General features: G+C 70.0%; 14 protein-coding genes. 6 read left to right on the forward strand and 8 right to left on the reverse strand.

From position 1 onward, the window contains the following. Positions 1–103 precede the first annotated feature (103 nt). Positions 104–556 (forward strand): hypothetical protein, encoded by a 453-nt coding sequence (locus ACSRUE_RS03975; protein ID WP_441289851.1) that lies wholly within the window; start codon positions 104–106, stop codon positions 554–556. 160 nt (positions 557–716) lie between these two features. Here the strand turns inward: ACSRUE_RS03975 and ACSRUE_RS03980 are convergent, their stop codons facing one another. Next, positions 717–6,065, reverse strand: coding sequence for an AAA family ATPase (locus tag ACSRUE_RS03980; protein ID WP_441289852.1), 5,349 nt, complete (start codon positions 6,063–6,065; stop codon positions 717–719). A 252-nt stretch (positions 6,066–6,317) separates the two neighbouring features. Here ACSRUE_RS03980 and ACSRUE_RS03985 point away from each other — a divergent pair, with 252 nt between their 5' ends. Further along, positions 6,318–8,939, forward strand: coding sequence for a hypothetical protein (locus tag ACSRUE_RS03985; RefSeq protein WP_441289853.1), 2,622 nt, complete (start codon positions 6,318–6,320; stop codon positions 8,937–8,939). Between the two features lie 28 nt (positions 8,940–8,967). Here the strand turns inward: ACSRUE_RS03985 and ACSRUE_RS03990 are convergent, their stop codons facing one another. Next, on the reverse strand, positions 8,968–10,920 hold the full coding sequence (locus ACSRUE_RS03990; protein WP_441289854.1) for a protein kinase domain-containing protein: 1,953 nt from the start codon (positions 10,918–10,920) through the stop codon (positions 8,968–8,970). A gap of 77 nt (positions 10,921–10,997) precedes the next feature. Next, positions 10,998–12,923 (reverse strand): sigma 54-interacting transcriptional regulator, encoded by a 1,926-nt coding sequence (locus ACSRUE_RS03995; RefSeq protein ID WP_441289855.1) that lies wholly within the window; start codon positions 12,921–12,923, stop codon positions 10,998–11,000. Between the two features lie 514 nt (positions 12,924–13,437). Between ACSRUE_RS03995 and ACSRUE_RS04000 the strand changes: the two genes are divergently transcribed. Then, a complete protein-coding gene (locus tag ACSRUE_RS04000) occupies positions 13,438–14,079 on the forward strand; it encodes a mannan-binding protein (RefSeq protein WP_441289856.1) in 642 nt (213 codons plus the stop codon). A gap of 263 nt (positions 14,080–14,342) precedes the next feature. On the opposite strand, the gene ACSRUE_RS04005 is transcribed toward ACSRUE_RS04000, so the two are convergent. Both ACSRUE_RS04005 and ACSRUE_RS04010 read right to left on the reverse strand, forming a co-directional pair. Continuing rightward, complete coding sequence (locus ACSRUE_RS04005; RefSeq protein ID WP_441289857.1) at positions 14,343–15,239, reverse strand: helix-turn-helix transcriptional regulator; 897 nt, start codon at positions 15,237–15,239, stop codon at positions 14,343–14,345. Between the two features lie 120 nt (positions 15,240–15,359). Continuing rightward, positions 15,360–16,490: an RNA polymerase sigma factor gene (locus ACSRUE_RS04010; protein ID WP_441289858.1), complete on the reverse strand. Its 1,131-nt coding sequence runs from the start codon at positions 16,488–16,490 to the stop codon at positions 15,360–15,362. Positions 16,491–16,836: 346 nt separating this feature from the next. Between ACSRUE_RS04010 and ACSRUE_RS04015 the strand changes: the two genes are divergently transcribed. Together ACSRUE_RS04015 and ACSRUE_RS04020 are read left to right on the forward strand one after the other, a co-directional pair. Next, entirely contained in the window at positions 16,837–17,838 is a 1,002-nt protein-coding gene (locus ACSRUE_RS04015) for a hypothetical protein (RefSeq protein ID WP_441289859.1), read from the forward strand. 20 nt (positions 17,839–17,858) lie between these two features. After that, positions 17,859–19,490, forward strand: coding sequence for a hypothetical protein (locus tag ACSRUE_RS04020; protein WP_441293054.1), 1,632 nt, complete (start codon positions 17,859–17,861; stop codon positions 19,488–19,490). Here the strand turns inward: ACSRUE_RS04020 and ACSRUE_RS04025 are convergent. Continuing rightward, positions 19,462–20,091 carry a hypothetical protein gene (locus ACSRUE_RS04025; protein ID WP_441289860.1) on the reverse strand — a complete coding sequence of 210 codons (630 nt, stop codon included), beginning with the start codon at positions 20,089–20,091 and terminating at the stop codon, positions 19,462–19,464. The genes ACSRUE_RS04020 and ACSRUE_RS04025 overlap by 29 nt on opposite strands. A 366-nt stretch (positions 20,092–20,457) precedes the next feature. Here ACSRUE_RS04025 and ACSRUE_RS04030 point away from each other — a divergent pair, with 366 nt between their 5' ends. Next, positions 20,458–21,096: a hypothetical protein gene (locus tag ACSRUE_RS04030; protein ID WP_441289861.1), complete on the forward strand. Its 639-nt coding sequence runs from the start codon at positions 20,458–20,460 to the stop codon at positions 21,094–21,096. A gap of 73 nt (positions 21,097–21,169) precedes the next feature. Here the strand turns inward: ACSRUE_RS04030 and comJ are convergent, their stop codons facing one another. Further along, the gene (gene comJ, locus ACSRUE_RS04035; protein WP_441289862.1) at positions 21,170–21,637 is read right to left on the reverse strand and encodes a competence protein ComJ; all 468 of its coding nucleotides are present in this window, start codon (positions 21,635–21,637) and stop codon (positions 21,170–21,172) included. A 175-nt stretch (positions 21,638–21,812) separates the two neighbouring features. Further along, complete coding sequence (locus ACSRUE_RS04040; RefSeq protein WP_441289863.1) at positions 21,813–22,415, reverse strand: DUF416 family protein; 603 nt, start codon at positions 22,413–22,415, stop codon at positions 21,813–21,815. Positions 22,416–22,479 lie beyond the last annotated feature (64 nt).

The following is a 22,479-nucleotide window of genomic DNA, read 5'->3' on the forward strand; positions in this document are numbered from 1 at the left end:
TTCAGACTGGATCTCGAGCGCTGCCTCACACTCGAGCCTCGATCCTGCGCCTCCGCGCTCGGCGGTGTACCCCGCGCACGCAGGATCAGGGTAAGGACCCCTCATGCCGATCGTTCAGATCTCCGATCCGCAGCAGCCGACGCCGACGAGCTGCGGCGTCATCCTCTTCCGCCTCGATCTCCAGACGGGTGATGTCCACGGCACCTTCGCCCTCGCCCTCTACGAGGGGGAGCTCGCGCGCGAGACCGGAGTCAAAATCAGCGGCCCGCCGGGAGATTTCGCGGGCGAGTACTCGGTCACCACCCTGCGCCCCGACGGGACCACGTTCGCCCGAGGCCGCATGATCGCTCATCGGCTCGGCACGCAGGGCGTCTACCTGGTCCGCTGGGACCTCGACCCGGTCCCGGAGGCGCTCCAGGATCTCGGCTATGTCCCGGGGACGCGGCTCATCTACGAGGCGATAGGGATGACGCTCGGAGGCGGCGCGGAGATCGCGGTCGCCTGGGACAACAACGTCTTCGCGCGGCGCTGGCCCCAGGGATCCGCCCCGCAATAGAGCGGTTTTCAGCTGAGCCTGGTTCGAGCGTCGCAGAGCGGCGGTCACCCGCACAGGAGACGGGTCCAGATCGGCGTTTTCGGCGCGGAAGCGCACTCCAGTGCGCTGAGCACCGAAAACGTCGAGATGGGCCCGTATCCGAAGCGGGTGACCGCCGCTCTCAGCCAGGCAGCGCGACGATGAACGTCGCGCCCTCGCCCTCCTGGCCATCGACCCGGATCGTGCCCCGGTGGGCCTGGACGATGTCGTAGCTCAGCGACAGCCCGAGGCCCGTGCCCTGGCCCGTGGGCTTCGTCGTGAAGAACGGGTGGAAGATCTTGTCCCGCAGCGCCTCGGGGACGCCGACCCCGTTGTCGCGCACCCGGATCTCGACCTCGCGCCCGAGCCGCCGCGTGCTCACCATCAGCGTCGGCACGTACGGCCCGGCCGTCGAGCGCTGCTTCTCTCGCAACGCGTGGAAGGCGTTCGTCAGGAGGTTCACGAACACCCGCCCGATCTCCTGCGGCACCAGCTCGATCGCGCCCACCGCCGCGTCGTAATCGCGCTCGATGATGACGTTCAGATCGAGCTTCTGCGCCCGCATCCCGTGGTAGGCGAGGCTCACGTACTGATCGAGCAGCCCGTTCAGCCCGACGCTCTGGCGCTCCCCCGTGCCGCCGCTCGCGTGCTGCATCATCCCCCGCACGATCCCGTCGGTGCGCCGCCCGTTCTCGGCGATCTTCTCGGCGCTCTGCTTCAGGCTCACCACCAGATCCTCGATCTCGGCGACCCGGAGATCCCGGTTCGACGCGAGCCCGTCCAGGATCTCGGCGGCGATATCGACGTTCGCCTCGGCGAAGTTGTTGATGAAGTTGAGCGGGTTCTTGATCTCGTGCGCGATGCCCGCGGTGAGCTGCCCGAGCGAGGCCATCTTCTCCGATTGCACGAGCTGGAACTGCGTCGCCTTGAGGTGATGCAGCGCCTCCTCGAGGTCGGCGTTCTTCTTCCGCAGCTCCGCCGTCCGCTCCCCGACCCGCTGCTCGAGCTGCCCGTAGAGCACCGCGTTCTCGATGGACACGGCCATCTGGGCCGAGAGCAGCCGCAAGACCTCCAGCCGCTCCTGCGTGAACGCGCCCGTGGCCAGGTTGTTCTCGAGATAGAGCACGCCGATGAGCTTGCCCTGGTTGAGGAGCGGCATGCACAGGACCGACCGCGTCTGGTTCCGCGTGATGTAGGGGCTCTGGGTGAAATCGCCCTCGTGCGCCGCGTCGCCGAGCAGCACGCTCTCGCGGGTCCGCTCCACGTAGACCGCGATGCTCTCCGCGAACTGCCCCCCCTCCACGGAGGACACCAGATCCAGCTCCGTGACCGCAGGGGCGGCCCGCGGGTCGGCCGGATCCACGCGCGCCTCCACGCTGGGGATGAGCTCCTCGCCCTGCGCGAGCAGCAAGACGCCGCGCTCGGCCCCCGCGTTCTCGACGACGATGGTCATCAGCTTGGTGAGCAGCCGCTCCAGCACGAGCTCGCTGGCGATCGCCTGCGACGCCTTGAGCACGCTGCCCAGATCGAGCACCCGCGACGTCTGCTGCCGGGTGCTCGTGGTGGTGAGCGTCGTCCGGTCGAGGGGCGCCTCGGCCAGCGGCTGCGGCGGGTTGAGCTCCGCGTCGAGCAGCGCCACCTTGCGCCGCGCGCCCCAGAGCTCGAAGCCATAACGCGCGTCGGCGAGGTAATCCCTGCCGAGCCGCTCCTTCCCGCGCCGGAGCCAGAACCTGCCGCAGAGCTCGCTCGCGAGCGCCTCGTCCTGGAGGAACCCGTGCGCCCTCGCCGAGGTGATCGCGCGCTCGTACAGCGCGATGGCCTCCCCGGTCTCGCCCGCGAGCCGCGCCAGCTCGGCCCCGACCAGCGCATGCATGTGCGAGAACGTCTCCGGGCAGACCTCCGCCCAGCGCCCCAGCTGATCCCGCCTCGCCGCGGCGGCCTCCTGGAAGGCCCGCCGCTCGTCCGCCCCGGCGCCGTCGGCCAGCGCCGCGAGGCACAGCGCATGATGAAACTGGTGCTCCGCCGACGCCACGTTGCCGGTGACGGCCGAGATGAGCGCCTCGGCCCTGGTCGCCGCGGCGCGCGCCCCCGCCAGATCGCCGTGCAGGTACAGCGTCTGCGTCTTCAGGATATGATGGTAACAGAGCGCCATCACGCTCTGGTTCGCCTCGCATGCGGCCAGGTAGTCGGCCTCGGCGGCGGGATCCGGCGCGGCGCCCCCGGCCCTGCCCGAGAGGTCCGCGAGCGCGAGCTCCAGCCCGCGGATGATGTCGATCGCGATCTGGTTCTTGCTCTTCTGGTTGAAGTGCAAAAACTCCGGCAGATCCGCGAGCACCTGGGCGAGGGGCCTGCCCTCGTACAGCTGGTTGAACAGCTTGTAGATGAGGATGTAGCCCGCGTACCGCAGCTCCCCGGCCTCGAGCCCCGCCTTGTACCCGGCGTCGTTGACCGCCTGGGCCGCCGGCAGGTGCTTCACCCACGGTAAAAGGAAGTTGCCGAGGGCGAAGCAGCTGTTGCAGACGTCGCCGGGGCTGTTGAACCGCTCGCCGAGCCGCACCGCGAGCACCCCCATCTCGTAGCCCGCGAGCTGCTGGCCCCGGAACCCCGAGAGCACGATCCCGAAGAACGCGAAGATCGAGCAGGCGCCGGGGGCGAGCCCGTACTGGAGGCTCAGGCCGACCGACTTCGTGACGGTGAACGCGTAGAGTTGCCGGTCCACGTAGAACGTCGCCGAGAGCACGTTCGAGAGCAGCTTGAGCGCGGCCTTGCCGGCGGGGTCCTCCACGGCGGGCGCCTCCAGCAGCGACTCGAGGGGGCGATCGCCGAGCCGGCGGTCGACGTCCGCGAGCTCCGCCTCGAGCGCCGCGCCGAGATCCCGCTCGGGCAGGCCGATGCCGAGCAGGGCGAGCCCGCGCCGGGCCACGTCGATGGCCTCCGCGTACCGCCCGACCATGGTGCAATGGCTGACCAGCGCGTCGTAGACGCCGGCCTGCTCGAGCGGCGTCCGCGCATGATCGAGCAGCGCCCGGGTGAGCGCCTCGGCGCGCTCGTGGTTGCCGTTGAGCCCCTCGGCCTCCGCGAGCGCGCGGTGGAGATCGGCGGTGAGATCGTGGTGCTCTCCCCAGGAGCCCTCGGGCAGGAGCTCGAGCCCCGCCGCGAGGTACTCCCGCGCCGCGGCATAGGCGGTGGAGCTCTTCGCCCGCTTCCCGGCCTCCAGGTTCAGCCGGGCGATCTCGAGCCGCTCGGCCGGATCCGTGACGAGCCCCCGCCCCTGGTTCAGGTGCGTCGCGAGCTGGAAGATCCGCTCGGCCCGCTCCGGCCCGCTGATCTTCGAGAGGAGCAGCCGCCCGATCCTGAGGTGCACCGCGGGCCGCTCCGCCTCCTCGACGAGCGCATACGCCGCCTGCTGCACCCGGTCGTGCAAGAACCGGTAATGCCGCACGAGCAGCGAGGGATTCGTCGAGTCCTGGACCACCTCGAGCTCGGAGGCCGGGAGCAGGAGCCCCTCCAGCGCCGCCGCGAACAGCGCCTGGGACAGCGCCTCCTCGGACCTGCCCGCCACCAGCGAGAGCGCGCGCCCGTCGATCTCGCTGCCCATGCAGGCGCCGAGGCTGAGCGCCTGCTGGGTCGCGGCCGGCAGGCTGCGGATCTTGCCGATCATGAGATCGATGATGCCGTCGGTGACGCCCTTCGCCTCGATCCGGCCGAGGTCCCATTGCCACCGCCCCCGCTGCCGGTCGAAGGCGATGAAGCCTTCCTTGTGGACCGCCTTCAGCAGCTCGCTCACGAACAGCGGGTTGCCCTCGGTCTTGCGCACGATGAGCTCCGCCAGCGGGCGGACCCGCTCCGGCTCCGCGTGCATGGCCTGGCCGAGCAGCTCCTCCACGTGCTCGCGCGCGAGCGGCCCGAGGTGGATCTCGCGCACCGCCGTCCCGTACGCGCGGATGGCCGCGAGCGTCATCGCGAGCGGGTGAGCCGGCCCGACCTCGTTGTCCCGGTACGCCCCGATCAGGAAGAGGTGCGCCAGGCGCTCCTCCCCGAGCACCCGCTCGAGCAGCCGCAGGCTGGCCGCGTCGGCCCATTGCAGGTCGTCGAGGAAGATCACGAGCGGGTGCTCCGGCTTCGCGAAGACCCGCAGGAAGCGCTCGAGCACCAGGTTGAAGCGGTTCTGCGTCTCCGTCGGCCCGAGCTCGGGCACGGGCGGCTGCGGCCCGAGGATCGCCTCCACCTCGGGGAGCACGTCGAGGATGACCTGCCCGTTCTGGCCGAGCGCGCCGCGCAGCGCCTCCTGCCACCCCGCGAGCCGCGCCTGGCTCTCCCCGAGGATCTGCCGCACCAGCGACCGGAACGCCGCCACCACGGCCGCGTAGGGCGTCGCCCGCTGGAGCTGGTCGTATTTCCCGCCGATGAAGTACCCCCGCCGCCGCGTGATCGGCTCGTACAGCTCGCGCACGAGCGCGCTCTTGCCGATGCCCGAGGAGCCGGTCACGAGGAGCAGCTCGGCCGCCCCGCGCGCCCCCTCGACGGCGCTCCGCGCGCCCTGCGCGACCCGCTCGAAGGTCGAGAGCAGCGCCTCCACCTCGCGCTCCCTGCCGTAGAGCCGCTGGGGGATCTGGAACCGCTCCGGCACGTCGCGCGCCCCGAGGTCGATCGCCCCCACCGCGCCCGTCTCGCGGAGCGCCGCGATGCACGCCTCGAGATCCGCCTTGATGCCGTACGTGCTCTGGTATCTCGCCTCGGGCGCCTTCTCCAGGAGCCGCATCACCACGTCCGACACCGCCCTCGGCACGCCCTTCGCCCGCGCGTGCGGCGGCGCCGGGAGCCTCGCCAGGTGGCAATGCACGAGCTCCATCGCGTCCTGCGCCGGGAAGGGGAGCGCCCCGGTGAAGAGCTCGTAGAGGGTGACGCCGAGCGAGTAGAAGTCGGTGCGGTAATCGATCGCCCGGTTGGTCCGGCCGGTCTGCTCGGGGGCGATGTACATGAGCGTCCCGTCGAGGACGTCCGGGCTCTTGAGGACGGGGTTCTCCCGCGAGAGCACGGTGGAGATGCCAAAGTCGATGATGGCGAGCCGCTCCCGCTCCGCGCTCCAGACGATGTTCGAGGGGTTGATGTCCTTGTGGATGATGCGCTGCTCGTGGAGCTGCCCGAGCGCGTCCACGACACGGACGGCGATGTCCAGCGCCTCGGCGAGCGGCGGCGTCCCCTGGCGCAGCAGCCTGTCCAGCGACTCCCCGCCGAAGTCCTCGATAGCCATGGTCCAGCCCTGCAGCTCGAGCCCGAGGCCATAGGCCCGGGGGACGCAGGGCAGCTCGAGCCCGCGCTGCATATCGTATTCGCGCTGGAACCAGGCGAGCCGCTCGGGAGACGGGCGGAGCGGCTTCAGGATCTTGAGGATGAGGGGCTCCCCGTCCGCCTTGCGCAGGGCGCGGCAGACGCGGGTGTTGGTGCTGTCGTAGACCTGAGCCTGGTTCTCGTACCCGGGCAGGACCATGCTGGATCTAGCCTCGAAGCGCCGCGGGGCAGCGGGGCGAGTGGCGGAGGGCGGCGCTCATGGGAGCGGATTGGACCACGGTCCGCGGGACAAAGCCATGTCCCCGCCGGGGCAGGCGCTGATTCGACGCGGATTCGACGCTCTCGACCGGACGCGCGCGCGGCGCCTCCTCCCGCCGGATGTGGGCGCGAGGCGCCCCACATTGACGCCCACATTGCGGTGCTGATAACAAGACCCCTCATGCTCCGCTCAATGAGGGAAAGGGTCCTCGCGCCGTGGATCCTGCTGGTGGGCCTCGGAGGTTGTTCCAAGCCGCCCCCGTGCGCCCCCGTCCAGATCCACGAGCGGAAGCACCCGTTCATCGCCTTCGATCGCCACGACATCCCCGCCCTGCGCCAGCGGGTCACCCAGGACCCTTACAAGACCTGGATGGACGATGTCCGCCGCGGCCCGCCGGGGCAGGGCCACCCGTGCGGGGCCCCCTCCACGAATACGGACGTACAAGAATACCAGATCTCCAACTGCGCGCTGTACGGGGCCCTCTCCTGGGTGGTCGAGCAGCGCGGCGACGGGTTGAAGGCGGCGCGCGACGCGCTGCTGAAGGCGGGCGACACCAGCACCGGCTGGAACCAGACGCCCGGCGCCTGGTACTGGGGCGGGGCCCTGCTCAACTATGCCTACGCCTACGACCTCGTGCAGCCGGCGCTGAGCGCGGACGACGACGCGGCCGTCCGCGACAAGCTGGAAGACGCGCTCGGGAAGACGATGGGGGTGTACGAGGAGTTCAACACGACGTACGTCACCAACTTTCGCTATCGCGTGGGCAGCGGCGCGGCCACGCTGAGCTACGCCCTCGGCGAGCACGGCCACGCCTGCACCGTCGAGCGCGATCTCTTCGGCGACGCGCCGCTGGACTCGCTCGTCGCCCTCCGCTCCTACGGCCCTTACGTGCAAGCCTGCCTCACCCAGGACGGCACCTACGTCGAGGGCCCGAGCTACCAGGACGACGTGTTCTCGGTGATGCTGCCCTACCTCCAGGCCATGAAGAGGCTCTCCGGCGGGGCGCACGACGGCCGGGATTACATCAACGCGGTGAACACGCCCGCTGCCTGGGGCAATGACACCCGCATCGCCCGCATGCTCCGCTACGGGGCCGCCCTCTCCATGCCGGACGGCAACGCGGCCACCATCGAGACCGGCTGGCGCGAGCCCCTGCAGCTGAGCAGCATCGCCGCCAGCATGCTCAGCGAGAAAGAGGGGCGCCGCGACGCGAAGGGCTTCTACGGCTGGCTCAGCGCGAAGGGCAAGGCCGCCGTCAACAACCCTGTCTACAGCATCCTCTATACCGATCCCGACATCGCCAAGGCCGCCGCCGGGGACCAGGAGCCCACGTACACCTCGATCGTCACCTCGGACATGACCTCGCTGCGCTCCGGCTGGAGCGCAGACGCGGTTCACCTGCTGATGACGACCGAGCACGAGTACCGGCCGTCCTCGCACAGCCAGCCCGACCAGACGAGCTTCCTCCTGCACGCGAAGGGGCAATACCTGATCATCGATCCGGGCGACGGCCGCAACTACGATCCCGCGGGCAGCCCCCACACCTCGCTGTTCTACTGGGTCAACTTCAGCCCGGAGTCGCACAACCTGGTCACCGTCGACAGCTACAAGGGGATCCGGGACACGTACCAGACGCCCGCGTGGCGCCAGCTCGGCGTCTTCAGCAGCCTGACCCGGCCCGTGGACGATCCGGCGATCCTGCAGGCCTCGTTCCTGACCGGGGAGCTCGACTCCTCGACGGTCACGATCGACGACTACGTCAATGTGCCCGACGTGTCCACGCGGCGGACGGCGGCGCTCGCGCGAAAGAGCTACGTGGTCGTCTTCGATCACATGATCTCCGCGGGCGTCGGCTCGGCCCAACCGATGCTCCACTATTACGACACCCACCTCCATTACAGCGGTTGGCTGGGGTGCCGGCCGGGCGCGCCCGCCATCTGCACCGACTACGCCACCGCGAGGCCCACCTCGCCCAGCACCCAGGTGGACTGCGGCGACGTCTGCGGCGAGGTCCGGATGGCCAGCGACCTCGCAGCGGAGGCAGCGACCGGGCTCGCCCCGAGCGAGCCGGTGACGCCGGGCGCCGGCGGCCGCGCTCCGTCCGCTCCCACGGCGGGGCGGCTGGCGTGGGCCACCCGGACCGACGACGGCAAGCGCGAGCTCGAGCTCGACGTGGTCTACGTCCCCCGACCCGACGCCTTCTCGGTCGATCGAAGCGGCTTCACCAACTTCTTCCCGAACATGACCTTCCGGCACCCGTTCTCGGTGGCGCGCTACATCGCCTCCAGCACGCAATGGCTGACCGTGCTCTACCCGCGCGACCTCACCGCGGGCGAGCCGAAGCCGGCGATCGAGGCGCTCAAGGTGAGCGGCGGGAACGGCTCGGCCGCGCTGGTCTCCATCGCGGAGCAAGGCACGCAGGATCTCGCGCTGGTCTCCGACGGCGCGCAGCCGGTGGAGGTGGGCGACGGTCCGCGCGTGCCCTCCGCGAAGCTGCAGGGTCGCAGCGCGCTGCTGCTCCTGCGCCACGGGGCGCTCGAGCGCGCCCAGGTCGACGCCGGCACCTCGCTGAGCGTCGGCGGCCGCGCCCTGCTGCTCGCCACGTCGCCCGTGTCCGCGTCGCTCCGGCCCGAGGGCGCCGGCGTCGCCGCGGAGCTGGTGCTCTCGATCCCGGCGCAGGTCGGCCTCGCCGTCTCCCGGAAGGACGCGCAACTCTATCTCGACGGCAAGCCCGCGCCGACGCGCTACGACGCTGCCAGCGGCACCGCCTCGACGAGCGTGCCCCAGGGCCGCCACCGCCTCGCGGCGCGCTGAGGCGCTTCGCGCCGGCGCCTTCGCGGCCTCATCGCATGGTGGTCGTCGAGTGGACTCCGACGGTCGGCTCGCACCCTGGGATGACGTCGGCCGGAACGCGCTTGACCAGGTTGAAGACGCTCACGGGAGGGGCCCCCGGCAGCAGGCTCCTCGCGCCGACCTCTTCGAAATCGAAGAGCTGCTGCGCGGCCTCGCGGACCGTCGCATCGACGAGGATCTCCCCGGGCCGAGACGCCCTGGCGAGGTGCGCGGCGGCGTTGACCACCTCGCCGAGCACCGTGTAGTCGAGCCGGCCGTACGCCTGCGATCCGACGCTGCCGGAGAGGACCTGCCCCGTGGAGAGCCCGATGCAGATCCCCTGCGTATACGGCGAGCCCTCGCCGGCGCGGCGCGCCACCGCCGCCATCTGCGCGCGGACGGCCACGCACGCGCTGAGCGCCCGCGACAGGTGATCCGGCCCCTGGAACACCGTCATCACCGCGTCGCCGAGGAACTTGTCCACGACCCCCCCCTTGGCGACGAGCTCCGGGACGATCACCTCGAAGTTGGCCCGGAGCAGCCTCATGGCCTCGCCGGGCAGCCTCTCCCTGGTCACGGGCGTGAACTGGAAGATGTCGATGAACGCCACCGTGGCCATGACCGCCTCGCTCGCGAGCGCGATCGCGGGGCCCATCTCCCGGATCCGCTCGATCAGCGCCGCGCTCGTGAACTGCCGGAGGATCTTGTTCTCCTCGTCCGAGCGGGCGTTCCTCCGCAGCTCCGCGACGTGCTTGATGGTCTTGTCGATGGTCGCCTCGAGATCGCCGCGCTGGATCGGCTTGAGCAGGAAATCGAACGCGCCCTGGTTCATCGCGCTCCGGATGTTCCCCATGTCGCCGTAGGCGGACATCATCACCGTCCTCGCAAAGGGGCTCACCTCCGGGACGCGTCCAAGGAACGTGAGGCCATCCATCACGGGCATGTTGATATCGGTGACGACGACGTCGATGTCGGGGTGGCGCCGGAGCTCGTCGAGGGCGTTCTCGCCGTTGTCAGCGAAGATGAACTCGTAGACCCGGTCGCGGATCTTCTGCCGGAAGAGCAGCTTCATCATGAGCGCCACGTCGGGCTCATCGTCGGCGATGAGGATCTTGGCGGGGCCCCCGCTGGCCTCGATCACCGCCGCGAACGCCGCCACGAAATCGGCCGCGGACTGGAACCGCTGCGCCGGGTCCTTCGCCAGCGCGTGCTCGAAGAAGCGGTCGAAGCCGGGCAGCAGGCCGGGCACGAGGCTCGACGGCGCCGGGAACGGGTCGGTGCAGATGCTGATGAGCAGCTCCCCGATCCCGCTCGCCGCGAAGGGGAGCCGGCCCGTGAGGGCCCTGTAGGTGATGACGCCGAGCGACCAGAGATCGCTCAGGTGATCCGGCACGACGGCGCGCACCTGCTCGGGGCTTATGTACGACGGCGTGCCGACGACCCTGCCGAACGAGCCCTGCTGTTCCTCATCCGACTCGAAGACCGTCCACACCACGCCGAAATCGAGGAGCTTCACGCACTCTCCTGGCTCCTTCCGCGCCAGGAAGACATTCGCCGGCTTGAGATCGCGGTGGACGATCCCCGCGGAGCTCGCCACCTGCAGGCCAATGGCGATCTGCCGGAGCAGGGCGAGCGCCGCCGGCGGCGAGAGCTGCCGCTCCCGCGTGAGCCTGGCCTCGAGGTCCTCGCCTTCGAGCAGCTCCATGACGATGTACGGGCAATCTTCGTCGATGCCGTAGTCGTGTATCTGGATGATGTGCTCGTTCTGGAGCCGCGCGATCGCCATCGCCTCTCGCTCGAATCGGCGTCGCGCGGAGTCCGAGCTGACATGCTCGGGCGTCATCACCTTGAGCGCCACGGGACGTCGGAGCACCTGATCGAACGCCTCCCAGATGACCCCCATCCCGCCGCGTCCGATCTCTCGTCTCAGCGAGTACTTCCGCGCGATCGTGCGATTCAGCATGGTCAGCGCAGTGTAGCGAGCTCCCAGCGCGCTTGCTCAGGTTCGAGACGCGGGAGCTCGTCGGCGGCAGCTGCGCATCATCGAGGAGACGGCCGCTTCACCCCGAGGACCTTCATCCGGTAGGACAGCGTGCGCACCGGGATCCCCAGCCGGCGCGCGGCCTCGGTCCGGTTCCAGCCCGCGGCTTCGAGCATGTCCTGGAGCAGCTTGGCCTCGTACTGCTGCACCTTCCCCCGGACCCGCCCGCCCTCGGGGGGCGCCTCCTTCGGGGCGGACGGCGTGGGGCAGAGCACGGCCACGTCCGGCGGTGCGCCGCCGAGCTCGGTGTCCGTCCCCCGGTCCGCGGGGCGCTCCGACGCGTCGCGCGCCGCCGCCGCGCGCACCCGCGGGGGCAGATCCTCGAGGCCGACGAGCGCGCCGGGCGTCACCACCACCGCGCGCTCGATCACGTTGCGCAGCTCGCGCACGTTGCCAGGCCACGCGTACGCGCAGAGCACGGCGAGCGCCTCGGGGGTGATGCCCTCGACATGTCGCCCGTTGGCCGCGCAGGCCGCGCGCAAGAAATGCCGCGCGAGCGGCTCGATCTCGTCCGTTCGAGCGCGCAGCGGCGGGATGTCGATCACGACGCCGCCGAGCCGATAATACAGGTCGGCCCGGAACGCGCCCGACGCGGCCATCGCCTCGAGATCCCGGTGCGTCGCCGCGACGACGCGCACGTCGACCTCGATCTCGCGGCTCGATCCGACGCGGCTGAACGACCCCGACTCGAGCACGCGGAGCAGCGCTGCCTGGGCCGGCGGCGGCAGCTCGCCGATCTCGTCCAGGAACACCGTGCCGCCGTCGGCCTCCTCGAACACGCCCTTCTGCTGCTGCAGCGCGCCGGTGAACGCCCCGCGCTCGTGGCCGAACAGGGTGCTCTCCACGAGGTCCTTCGGGATCGCCCCGCAGTTGACGCGCACCACGCGCCGCCCCTTGCGCGGGCCGCCCTCGTGGATCATCCGCGCGACGACCTCCTTGCCGGTCCCCGTCTCGCCGTGAAGGATGACCGGGATGCGCGAGGCGCCCACGCGCCTCACCGTCTCGATCACCTCGCGCATCTGCTGGCCGGCGATGACCCCCCCTTCCTCCGGCTCCTCGCGCGCGAGCACCGAGGTCGCGGCGGGGCCGCACGCCACCGGGCGCTCGGGCGAGGCGTGGCGGGCCGCCTCGCGGGCGGCCGCGAAGACCTCGTCCGCGGTGCTGCCGGCGTCCGGGTAGAGGGCGAGGCCGACGAGGAGCCGGGCGTCGCCGCCCACGAAGGAGGCCGCGATGGCCTGCGCGGTGCGGCTCGCCTCCTCGGCGCCGGCCTCGGGCAGCAGCACCTGGGCAGCGGAGGTGCCGTAGAGCGCCACGCGATGCAGGGGCTGGAGACAGGCGCGCACGGCGTTGACCCAGCCCTCCGCCGTCACCGCCGCGCTCATGCGCACGTGGAGCAGGGCGAAGGGGCGGCGAAAATGCCGGGCGCGCGTCAGCTCGTCCTCCACGCGACGCAAGAGCTTCTCCTCGCCCTCGAGATCGAGGGACTCGCCGCCGGCGCCGAACGCCTGCACCCGCAGCGCGACGCTGCCGAGCACGACCTCATCCCCTACCCCGATCCCGGCGCGCGAGACGCGGCGGCCGTCGAGGAACGTGCCGTTCTTGGATCCCAGGTCATCGACCCACACCCGCCCGCGCGAGAGGAGGAAGCGGGCGTGCTCCCGCGACAGGGTACGATCGTCGATGCAGAGCGCGGCAGGCGCGGCGCGCCCCACGACAAGCGGCGAGTCGGGCGAGAGCAAACGTCTCTCCGTCTTTCCGGCGTATTGCCAGACGAGCGCGATGCCCAGCGCCGCGGTCTGCTGAATGGCAGACATCGACCTCCCCGCCAAGGTCCAGGTCTTCGTCGCGTCGTCCTGCACCGACTTGCCCGAGCGCATGCACTCCGCCTCGCTGGTCTCTATATCAGGCTCCTTCGGGAGGTCCAAGAACCACCACGGACCTCGCCGCTCATGAGTCTCCGCCGCGCCGCGCCGCTGCTGTTGGTGTCGCCAGGCCGACGCAGGCGGTCGATCCTTTTCCACGTCCATTGCGCGCAAACGTTTACCGGCTCGCCCGGTCATGCACGGTGGGCCGGGGACCGGGGGCTCTGGCCGGCTCACGTGCCGGGCGGAGCGACCATCTGGACGAGGGCCGCGGTCGCCGGAAGGACGCCGCTGGAACGCTCGGCCCGTCCTTGCCGGCAAACTCTTGCCGGGCAACTCGCGACGGCGATCGCTCGCGGGCAAGGTCTTGCCGAGGCGGCCGTCGGCGGGCGCGCCGCGCTCCCGGAAACGCGCGGGCGCCGCTCGCATTCTGCCCGCTGACATAGACGGCCTGGCGCTTCCGAGGAGAGCGCGCCCTCGTGGCACGCACGCTGCAAACAACCGAAACCAGAAGCTGACGGGCGGCGAACATCGCGACCCAGGACATCCACCAGACCGACCACTCCAGGAGCCGACCATGAACACGAAACACATCTTCTCCGGACTCTTCACCTCCAGCGCGCTCGGCATCATGCTCATCGCGGGTTGCAGCGTGCCGATGGACGAAGGTGACTCCGAGCAGGCGTTCTCCGGCGAGGAGACCGTCGAGGAGGCGTCGCAGGCGCTCGGCCCTGCGTGCGTCGCCAAGAACCTCGCGCTGGAGGCCGGGCCCATCTGGAGCACGAGCGATGCCCAGACCAAGTGCCCGAACGTCTGCAATCCGCAGAACATGAACTGGAACGGGCAGTGGTGGACCACCGTTCCGGGCGCGATGTCGGTCTGCGAATGCGCCCCGCGCCCCGCCGCCGTCGTGCAGGCCGGCCCCATCTGGAGCAACACCCATGCTCAGACGCAGTGTCCGAGCACCTGCGCCGCGTACAGCAGCGCGACGAAGTGGAACGGGCAATGGTGGACGACCGTCCCGGGCCAGATGTCCGTCTGCGAGTGCGCCTACAAGCCGCCGGCGTCGGTGTCGCAGGAGGCCGGGCCGATCTGGAGCAACGCCGACGCCCCGAGCAAGTGTTCGGCCGCCTGCGGCACCGACCGAACCTGGAATGGGCAGTGGAGCACGACCGTCTCGGGCCAGATGTCCGTCTGCAGCTGCGAGTGCACGCCCTGACGTCACGACGACCCGTTCGGCGGCCGCGCCGGACCCAGGGCGTTCCTTAGGGGTTCAGCGTGTCAGGACCTAGTTCCGCCTGCCAGAGGTCCGGTCAGGGATCCGGAGAGCCGTCGCGCCGGAAGTGAACAACCAGGCCTTTGATGCTCATCGCGGCCCCGCTCTCCGGCCGAAGTCCGCCATGGTAGCTACTCAGTTTCCATAGCGCCGGCATGCCCGCCAGCAGGCGCCTGATGGCGTGTCGCTGCGAGGCAAGGCGGCGCTCACCCATGGCTCCCTACGCCCGGAAGCGTCGTGTTCAGCGGCGAGCGCTCTGCTTCCTCCCAATCGGATCCGCTGGCGGAGCTCGCCCCTCCTTCATCAGGCTGTAGCGGGAAGCTCGTCAGGGTGTCAGCACGACGGGCGAGCTCTTCCCCCGGGACGGCACGGACAGGGCGCGGCGACCGAAGCCGCGGCAGCGGAGGCGGCGGGAGCTTCGCCCGCGGGCTCCTGGCCGCAAGCTCGGGAGACGGCACCACGGGCGGAGGAACGTCGAGCGCGCGGGGAGGTGTCGTCGGCGGAGTCGGCGGCGCCGAACTCGGGGCCGGCGACGACGCGGGACGCGCCGAGCTCTCGCGCTTGGCAACGGGCTCGCCCACCTGGATCACCACGGTCTCCTCCGCGTCCGATCGGTGGTCGTCGTGTAGCCGCCAGAGGCGCTCCCAGTACCGCGCCGGCGTGCCGGTGAAGGACTCCAGCTGCCGCGCGAGGCCGGGCGTCATGGGGAGGTCGCTCCTCAGCAACCGCTCCACCTCCCTTGGTTCCAACCCCGTGCTCTCGCCCAGCTTTCTCCTCCACGAAGGCGTCGTCGCACAGAACGACTCCAGGACCCTCCCCGGCCGGGGAGCGGGGCGCGCTCGGGTGTCTGTCAGCTCTGCAAGCGCCGCGTCGACGTGACAGTCCAGAAGGCGCCGATATCGGTCGCGCTCCCCCGCTGCCTGCTCCTTCGCATCGGTGAGGGCCGCCTCCTCGTCATCATGCGCGTGCTCGCGCGCCTCGCGAAGCCCGCGCTCTCGTCCCAGCGCTTCGCGCGCGGTGACCGCGAAGCCGATCGCGACGCACGCGATCATCGCGAGCCCGAGCGGCGACACGAGCCACATCGCAGCCAGCATATCTTCCATGAACTTTCGCCTCCTGGACGTGAGCGTCCTTGTCCGACACAACGCGGATCTCGGCCTTGTGCTGCGCGAAAGCAGCACCGCTATCCCCGCCTGCCTAGCTGTTGATGGGTAGCCGACGATTCAGCGAAGCTGCCTGAGCAGCGCTTCGCGCTCCGCGGCGAGCCGCCCTCGCGGGAACTGCCGCGCGTGAGCCTCGAGCAGCCGCCGAGCCTCGACGTCGGCCATGACGTCGTTGGCCTCGATGGCCCTTCGCGCCTGGTTGACCAGGCTCCTCTCGACCTCGCCGGCGGTCGGTCGAACGGCGCTCGCCGGAGGCGCGGCCCGGTAACCTCTCGTCTTCGCGTTCGAGGGAGCGGGCGTGCCGGTCGCCGTCGCTTCGCCGCGCGCGCTTCCGTGTTCCGTGCGCGACGAGATCTCGTGCGCGGGCGCCGCGGCGCGCGCCGCAGCGTCGGGCGCCCCATCTCCGCTGGAGGGCCCCGCGGCGCCCTGGGCGCCATCTCGCGCGGGGGGCGCCACGGCGTCCCGCGCCGCGGGCGCGGTGGCAGGGGCGCGGACCGCCGCCGCCCTGATCCACGGTTCCAGGTCGGGCAAGGGCGGCACAGCGGAGACGAGCGCGCCGGTCAGCAGGACGAGCGCGGTCTGAACGACGATCCTCAGGCCCAGCCGGCGCAGCGAAGCCACCCACCACGCGCGACGGCCGAACCCCAGCGCAAGCGGCACGCAGATGCTCCCGTCCCTTCCCTGAGAGCGCTCCTGCGCCTGCCATCGTCCCCCCTGCACCTCGAGCTCCTTGTGCGCCCGCCGGTATCGCGTCTTCACCGTGTCCAGCGGGAGCCCCTGCTCGGCGGCGATCTCGGCGAGCGGGACCTCCTCGAGGTCGTGCTTGATCACGAGATCCCGGTACTTGGGATCGAGTTGGTCGATCAGCTGCCGGGTGAGCTTTTCCCGCTGCCGTCTGCGGAGCAACTCTTCCGGCGTGGGGAGCTCATCTCGGATCTCGTGCTCATCGAACGACGTGAGCACCTCGCCGCGGCAGCGCGCGTCCCGGACGTGATTGCGCGCCTGGTTGACAGCGATCGTGACGCGGTACGGCCCCGGGTCGCCGCCCGGCTCGATCCGTTGGTCGGCGTCGAGCCCCCGCAGCAGCGCTTCCTGGGCGATATCCTCGGCGTTTCTCCCCGGTACACCGTGGCGCCTGGCCAGGCGCCGGAAGAGCTCGAAGCCGGGGGAGACGGTCTCTGGCTTGGCCACGGTAAGCAGCACACGCGAGGCGGCCCAAAAGGTTCAGAAAAATGAGTCGAGGAGCAACTTCGGTCGGACAGTGTGCCGCCGTGTAGTCGCTCAGGCCACGCTTGATCATGTCTGATGCATGCTTGAACGCATTCCCTCATCCGACCGTCAATTCTCGGCCAAGCCGCCGAGACGTGCCGATTTCTGCCGGTTGACGCCGAGCAGCCGGCGTCGGTACCGTCGCGGCATGCGTTGCATTGCGCATTCGCTCTCGATTTTTCTTGCGCTCGGGGCCGCAACAGGCTTCCCGAACTCGTCCAGCGCGGACGACACCCATCCGAAGGCGGGACCGGGCGACGGGTCGACGGTGAAAGAGCATGTTCGCCGTGGTCAGAAAGCGCGCAAGGCCGGGCAGTGGACCGAGGCGACTGCTGAATACAAGGCAGCTTTGGAGGCCGCGGACGCGGCGACCAGCACCGAGGTGGAGCGCGCGGAGCTCGCCGGCGAACTCGGCCTTTGCGAGCTCGCGCTGCACAAGTACCGCGACGCGGCCGAGCACCTGGCCAGGAGCCTGGAACAGCGCGAAGCTTTGCCGGAAGCGCTCCAGCGGCGATTCGAGGCAGGGCAGCGCAAGGCAGCGCCGCACGTCGCGCGGCTCGTGCTCGGCGTCGATCCGCCCGACGCCGAGGTGCTCGTCGACGGCAAGCGCATCGGCCGGACCGCGCGGACCTACACGCTGTTCTTCGAGCCAGGCCAACACATGGTGCGGGGCCGTGCACCGGGCTGTAAGGACGCTCTTCATTCCTTGCGCGCCGTGGCAGGCGCGGAGCACGAGTTCACGATGCCGTTGCTGTGTGCGGCGGCGAGCGGCACCAAGGAGGCGAGCGGCGCCAAGCAGGCCGCGTCGACGACGCAGACGCCCATGCGCGCTTTGCCCGCTGCGCGCGGCCAGGCCCCCAGCCCGTGGGCCTCGTGGCCGGGCACGCTGCGTGTCGTGGGAATCTCGCTCGCGACGGGCACCGTATCGGCAGGCGCCATCCTCATGATCAGCGCCAGCAAGCTCGATCAGGACATGAGCGCGCGGCGTGACCAGCTCGAGAGCGACCCGAGATCGAGCTCGTCCATGTGCTGGCAAGCGCCGGAGCGCTCGCCGTGCGGCGAGCTGCGGCGCCTGCGCGACGCGCGCAACCTGTCCGACCGGGTGGGCATGGCCCTGGTCATCACGGGCGGTGTGATCGGCGCGGCCACCGCCGCGTCCTTCTTCACGGACTTCTCCTTCCTGGGACGCACGCCAGCGCAGGATCGGGTCCAGATATCGCCCGTCGTGACCGGGCACGAGACGGGCGTGAGCATTGAGGGGGTGTGGTGACCATGCCGGGTACCGAGGGGATGCGGCCACGGGAAGACCGAAGAGCGGTGGCCGCCGCCGTTGCTGTCATGGTCTGTGCGTGGGGCGCGAGCAGCACGCTGGTAGCTTGCACTTCGTACCGCGACGATTGCTGGGAAGTGATGGAGTGCGCCCCTGCGCCCGAGCCGACTATGTGTGACGGCGACCCGGCGACGACAATGGCGCTCGATGAGTGCGGGGTATTCGTCAGCGAGCACGGCGATGACAACAGCCCCGGAACCAAGGACGCGCCGGTGAAGACCCTGCAACACGCGATCGGGCTCGCCGCCCATGGGCGAAGCCACGGCGAGGAGCCGACCCGGCGCGTGTACGCGTGCGGCGGGTCGTTCGAGGAGAAGATCACGCTGCCCTCGGGGGTTGACGTCTGGGGCGGGCGCCTGTGTGACGGCGGGGATTGGTCGTATGAGGGGTCATTCGGCGGGCCGGATCACCCGACGATCATCGCTCCGCCGGGGGGGATCCCGCTGAGGGTCCTCGGGGAGGAGGGTATGGCGCTCGCGGGGGACGACGCGACGTCGGTGATCGCCGGCGTGCGCGTCGTGGCGGCGGACGCATCGGCGCCGGATGGAAAGTCGTCGATCGCGATGATTCTGAGCACGGGGGCCACGGCGATCGTGCAGGACAGCGTGATCGTCGCCGGCAATGGCAAGGACGGGGAGCCGGGAGAGGACGCGGACACCGAGCGGGCGCCGGACGGCATGGTGGGGAACGACGGCGTGGACGCCTGCAGCACGGACTCCCCGACGGGCGCCCTCCCGGTCGTGACCGTGTGCGACGATGGCATCGAGTCCATCGGTGGATATGGGGGCGACGGCGGGCTCGAGGCGGGGAGCGACGGGACCTCTGGACAGCCGACCCTCGCGACGATTTCTGAGCGCGATGGCCACCCGGGGCTCGGCGCGGACCTCATGCGATGCAGCGAAGGGGGTGATGGCGCAGACGGTCCCGACGCCGGTCGCGCGGACGGCGCGGTGGGCGTGGGCCACCTTGGGAAGGACGGATGGATCGGCGTCCAGGGCGAAGACGGGAAGCCGGGCGGCACCGGCCAGGGGGGCGGCGGCGGTGGCGGCAGCAAGTCGCGTGGGGAGATGGTCGCGTGTCGGGCAGGCCTGCCCCAGGGGGGCGCCGCCGGAGGCTCGGGAGGGAGCGGCGGCTGTGGTGGTCGGGGCGGCTATGGCGGCGGATATGGCGGGGCGGCCATCGGCATTGTCGTGCTGGACGGCGCGGAGCTGACGATTGGGGCCAGCGACGTGATCACGGGCAAAGGCGGCCGCGGCGGCGTGGGCGGGAGGGGCCAACCGGGCGGCTTGGGTTGGACTGGCGGCCGAGGTGGCGGAGCTATTGGTGACATGTGGCCTGCGTGCCGCGGAGGCCAAGGAGGCAACGGTGGTCGCGGAGGTGACGCCGGCGGCGGGCTCGGAGGCGCAACCATCGGCATTGCCTACGTGGCGCCCAACTTCGCCGTTCGACCCGGGACCTACATTCAGGTCGGAGACGCCGGTGATGGCGGCGATGCGGGGAACGCCGGCGCCGATGACGAGGTGGGCCGAGGGCAGCTCGGCCCCACGGGTGAAATCCATGCGTTCAGCGTGGGGAACGAGCCGCCCCATTGACTCGTGCCTTGCGAGACGTCGCCAACGAGGGATGCCCATGCGCCTGAATTCCGCGATCCTCCTGCTGTTCCTTCTTCCGCTCGCCGCGGCCGGTTGCGGCACCGCGCCGGGGGTGGACGGCCCTGGCGGCGCGCCGCCGTGTGACGGTCCATCGACGTGTGCAAGCGATCCCGTCCCCGAGTCGGTCTGCCTGGAGCATCTTGCGGCGGGTCGAGCGATGGACGGCTGCGGCGTGTTCGTCATCAATCCGTTTTTCGGCGGTGACGACGCGAATCCCGGCACGAAGGACAGGCCGGTTCGTTCCGTCCGGCACGCGATCGAGCTTGCGCGCACCGGGCGCGGTCGCGTGTTTCTTACCGACGATGGGTTTCAGGAGACCATCACGCTCCCCTCCGGGGTGGATATCTACGGAGGCTTCGAAACCGCCATCGGATGGGAACGCCAAAGAGGCCTGGAAAACCCGGTGCACATGATGGCCAAGGTCGGTGCCGCCGAGGCCGGGCTCATCGCGTTGACCGTCGAGCCGGCGCGCGCCGGCGACACAGGGGCTGCGGATGGTGTCTCGATCATCGACCACCTGTCCATCCTGAGCACGACGCATGTCGGGATGCTCGTTCGGTCGGGCACCGCGGTGGAGATCATCGGAAGCCAGGTCAGAGCCGCCGTCGCATTGGGGGGTCGCGATGGGGAGAAATGGCCGGGCCGGGCAGCCACGGGGCCGGACGGGCAGTATGGGGAAGACGCATGCTCCGCAGCGACGGTCCCGGGTGGGGCTCCGCCGGTGAACTCCTGCGAGGGAGGGATCCCGAGCGTCGGTGGCAAGGGAGGCGACGGGCTCGCGGACGGCGCTCGCGACGGGGAGGATGGCGAGCCCGTACCCCAGCCGAACGCCAACTACGATGGGGAAGGAGGACGTGGCAACCGGGCAGATGGTGGTTGTAGCAACGGCGTCGCGGGGAGAAGCGGTATGTGGGGTGCCGCCGGCGCGCCGGGCAAGGGCCACGGGCGGATCGATGAGACCGGATGGCACCCCGACAGGGCCGGCGACGGCGCCCGGGGGATGCCGGGCCAAGGCGGCGGCGGGGGCGGCGGCCGCAGGGGCGGGCTCGCGGTGTGCGACGTGGCCTCGAAGGGGGGCGCCGGCGGCGGCTCCGGAGGCGCGGGCGGCTGCGGGGGCCGGGGCGGCCGAGGGGGCGAGAACGGCCAGCCGAGCATCGGCATCCTGGCGCTCCATGCCAAGGTGACGGTGCGCGATAGCATCATCATCGCCCGCGACGGGGGCCAAGGCGGCGAGGGCGGGAAGCCGGAGCAAGGCGGCGAGGGCGGCTGGGGCATGCCAGGCGGCGCCGTGGGGGACGGCACGTGGTCCTGCAAGGGTGGCAGCGGAGGTCTCGGAGGCGACGGCGGCTACGGCGGCCCCGGACGCGGCGGCGACTCGATCGGCGTCGCCTACCTTGACGAGGACCAGCTCACGCTGGAGGCGGTCACCTTCGAGCTGGGGCTGCCGGGCCCAGGCGGCACGAGCTGGGATTGGTCTGGCGAGGAGATCACGGGGGAGGACGGCATCCAGGTCAAGACGCTTCGATTCCCCGAGTCGCAGGAATGAAGCCCATTGTCCTCCGCGCTGTTCACCACCTGGATGGACCACTCCGTCGGTATCCCCCCGAGTGGATCGCGTGCTACGGCGCCGCTGGTTGCGCGTCCATCAGAAGATCCTCCCCTGGAGAAAGCTCTTCATCCCTACGAACAACCCGGGGTGCGGTGGTTCCCGGCACGAAACGAAACTTGCACCACATTCGCGAATCATGGCATCGGCCGTGCTCGAAGAGAACCGTATAATCGCCCGGCTCCAGTTCCACCACGACCGTTCCGGCAAGGGTGCCTATCTCGACATCAACACCGACCGGAACGTGAAACGGCACCTGGATAGCTCTTGTTGCTGAGAGCGAAACATCAAGCATTGCTCCCTTCTCCACGATGACCGATGCTAGCCCCTCTGCATCGAGAGTACGGAAAGACACGCTGCCCGGTCTCCATGAGAATCCCTGTGCGACGTGCATGTTGGTCCAGTCGTTGAAGGGATCTCTTAGGCACGACTGAAAAACAGAGATCTGTGAATATGCAACTTCCAAACTGAACGGGTCCATGTCCTACTCCACGATGATCCTGATGCGTGTACTGTCGGGCATCCCTCGGTACTGGTTCCCTGTGGACGACGACTGTGCCCGGGCCGCCAGCGCCGGCGTTCTCGGGCGAGACAGTCACCGGCTGCGGCACGTAGCCCAACGCGGTTCCGGTCGTGCCCACGTCGCTCGTGTGCCCTTACGACGACACGGCTAAGTTGGACTCACGTTGTGCTCGGGTCCGGAAGGCGAGCAGGGCAGTCCGATCGCCTGGCGCGACCTGGCTTGCTTCTTCGAGATCCCGCCGCTGTCGCAAGAGCTCCTGCTGCATCAGTGGATGTGCGAGAATTTTGTGCTCCAGAAGGGGATCCCGAGGGTCCATGGCCTCGCGCTCCTGAACGATCAAGTCAACCGAATCGATGGAGAATCGGGCAGCGCTGACCACACGAGCCACATCCCCATCGAGAAGGAAGTCCAGCAGAGAACAGATCGCGAAGACGGCGTCTTGAGCTGACGAGGTGTAGAGCGAGGTGAAGTTCTCCGAGTTCGGCGCGCACTCCTCGCACTTGGAAAGCATTTCCCCCAATTGGGCATCCGTAACGCGTTCAGACTCACAGGCGACCCACACCGTGCCGAGCGCTTCCCGCAGCGGGGCAACGTCTCCCCAGCCCACCTCCCGCATGAAGGTTTGGTAGTTCGGCAGCATTCGCTCACAGCATACCGCACCAAAGGCGAGTTGTTGATGAGGCGCCATCCTCGACATCATTTCGAGAATTCGTTCGTCGCTGAATGTGGCTTCCATCGCTTCTATCCTCCAGCTTATCTCAGCGGACTCAGCGGAACTACCCCCTGCTGCTCCAGGGACA

Origin of the sequence: Sorangium sp. KYC3313 (genome assembly GCF_052075895.1) — a bacterium.
GTDB classification, from domain to species: domain Bacteria; phylum Myxococcota_A; class Polyangia; order Polyangiales; family Polyangiaceae; genus Sorangium; species Sorangium cellulosum_B.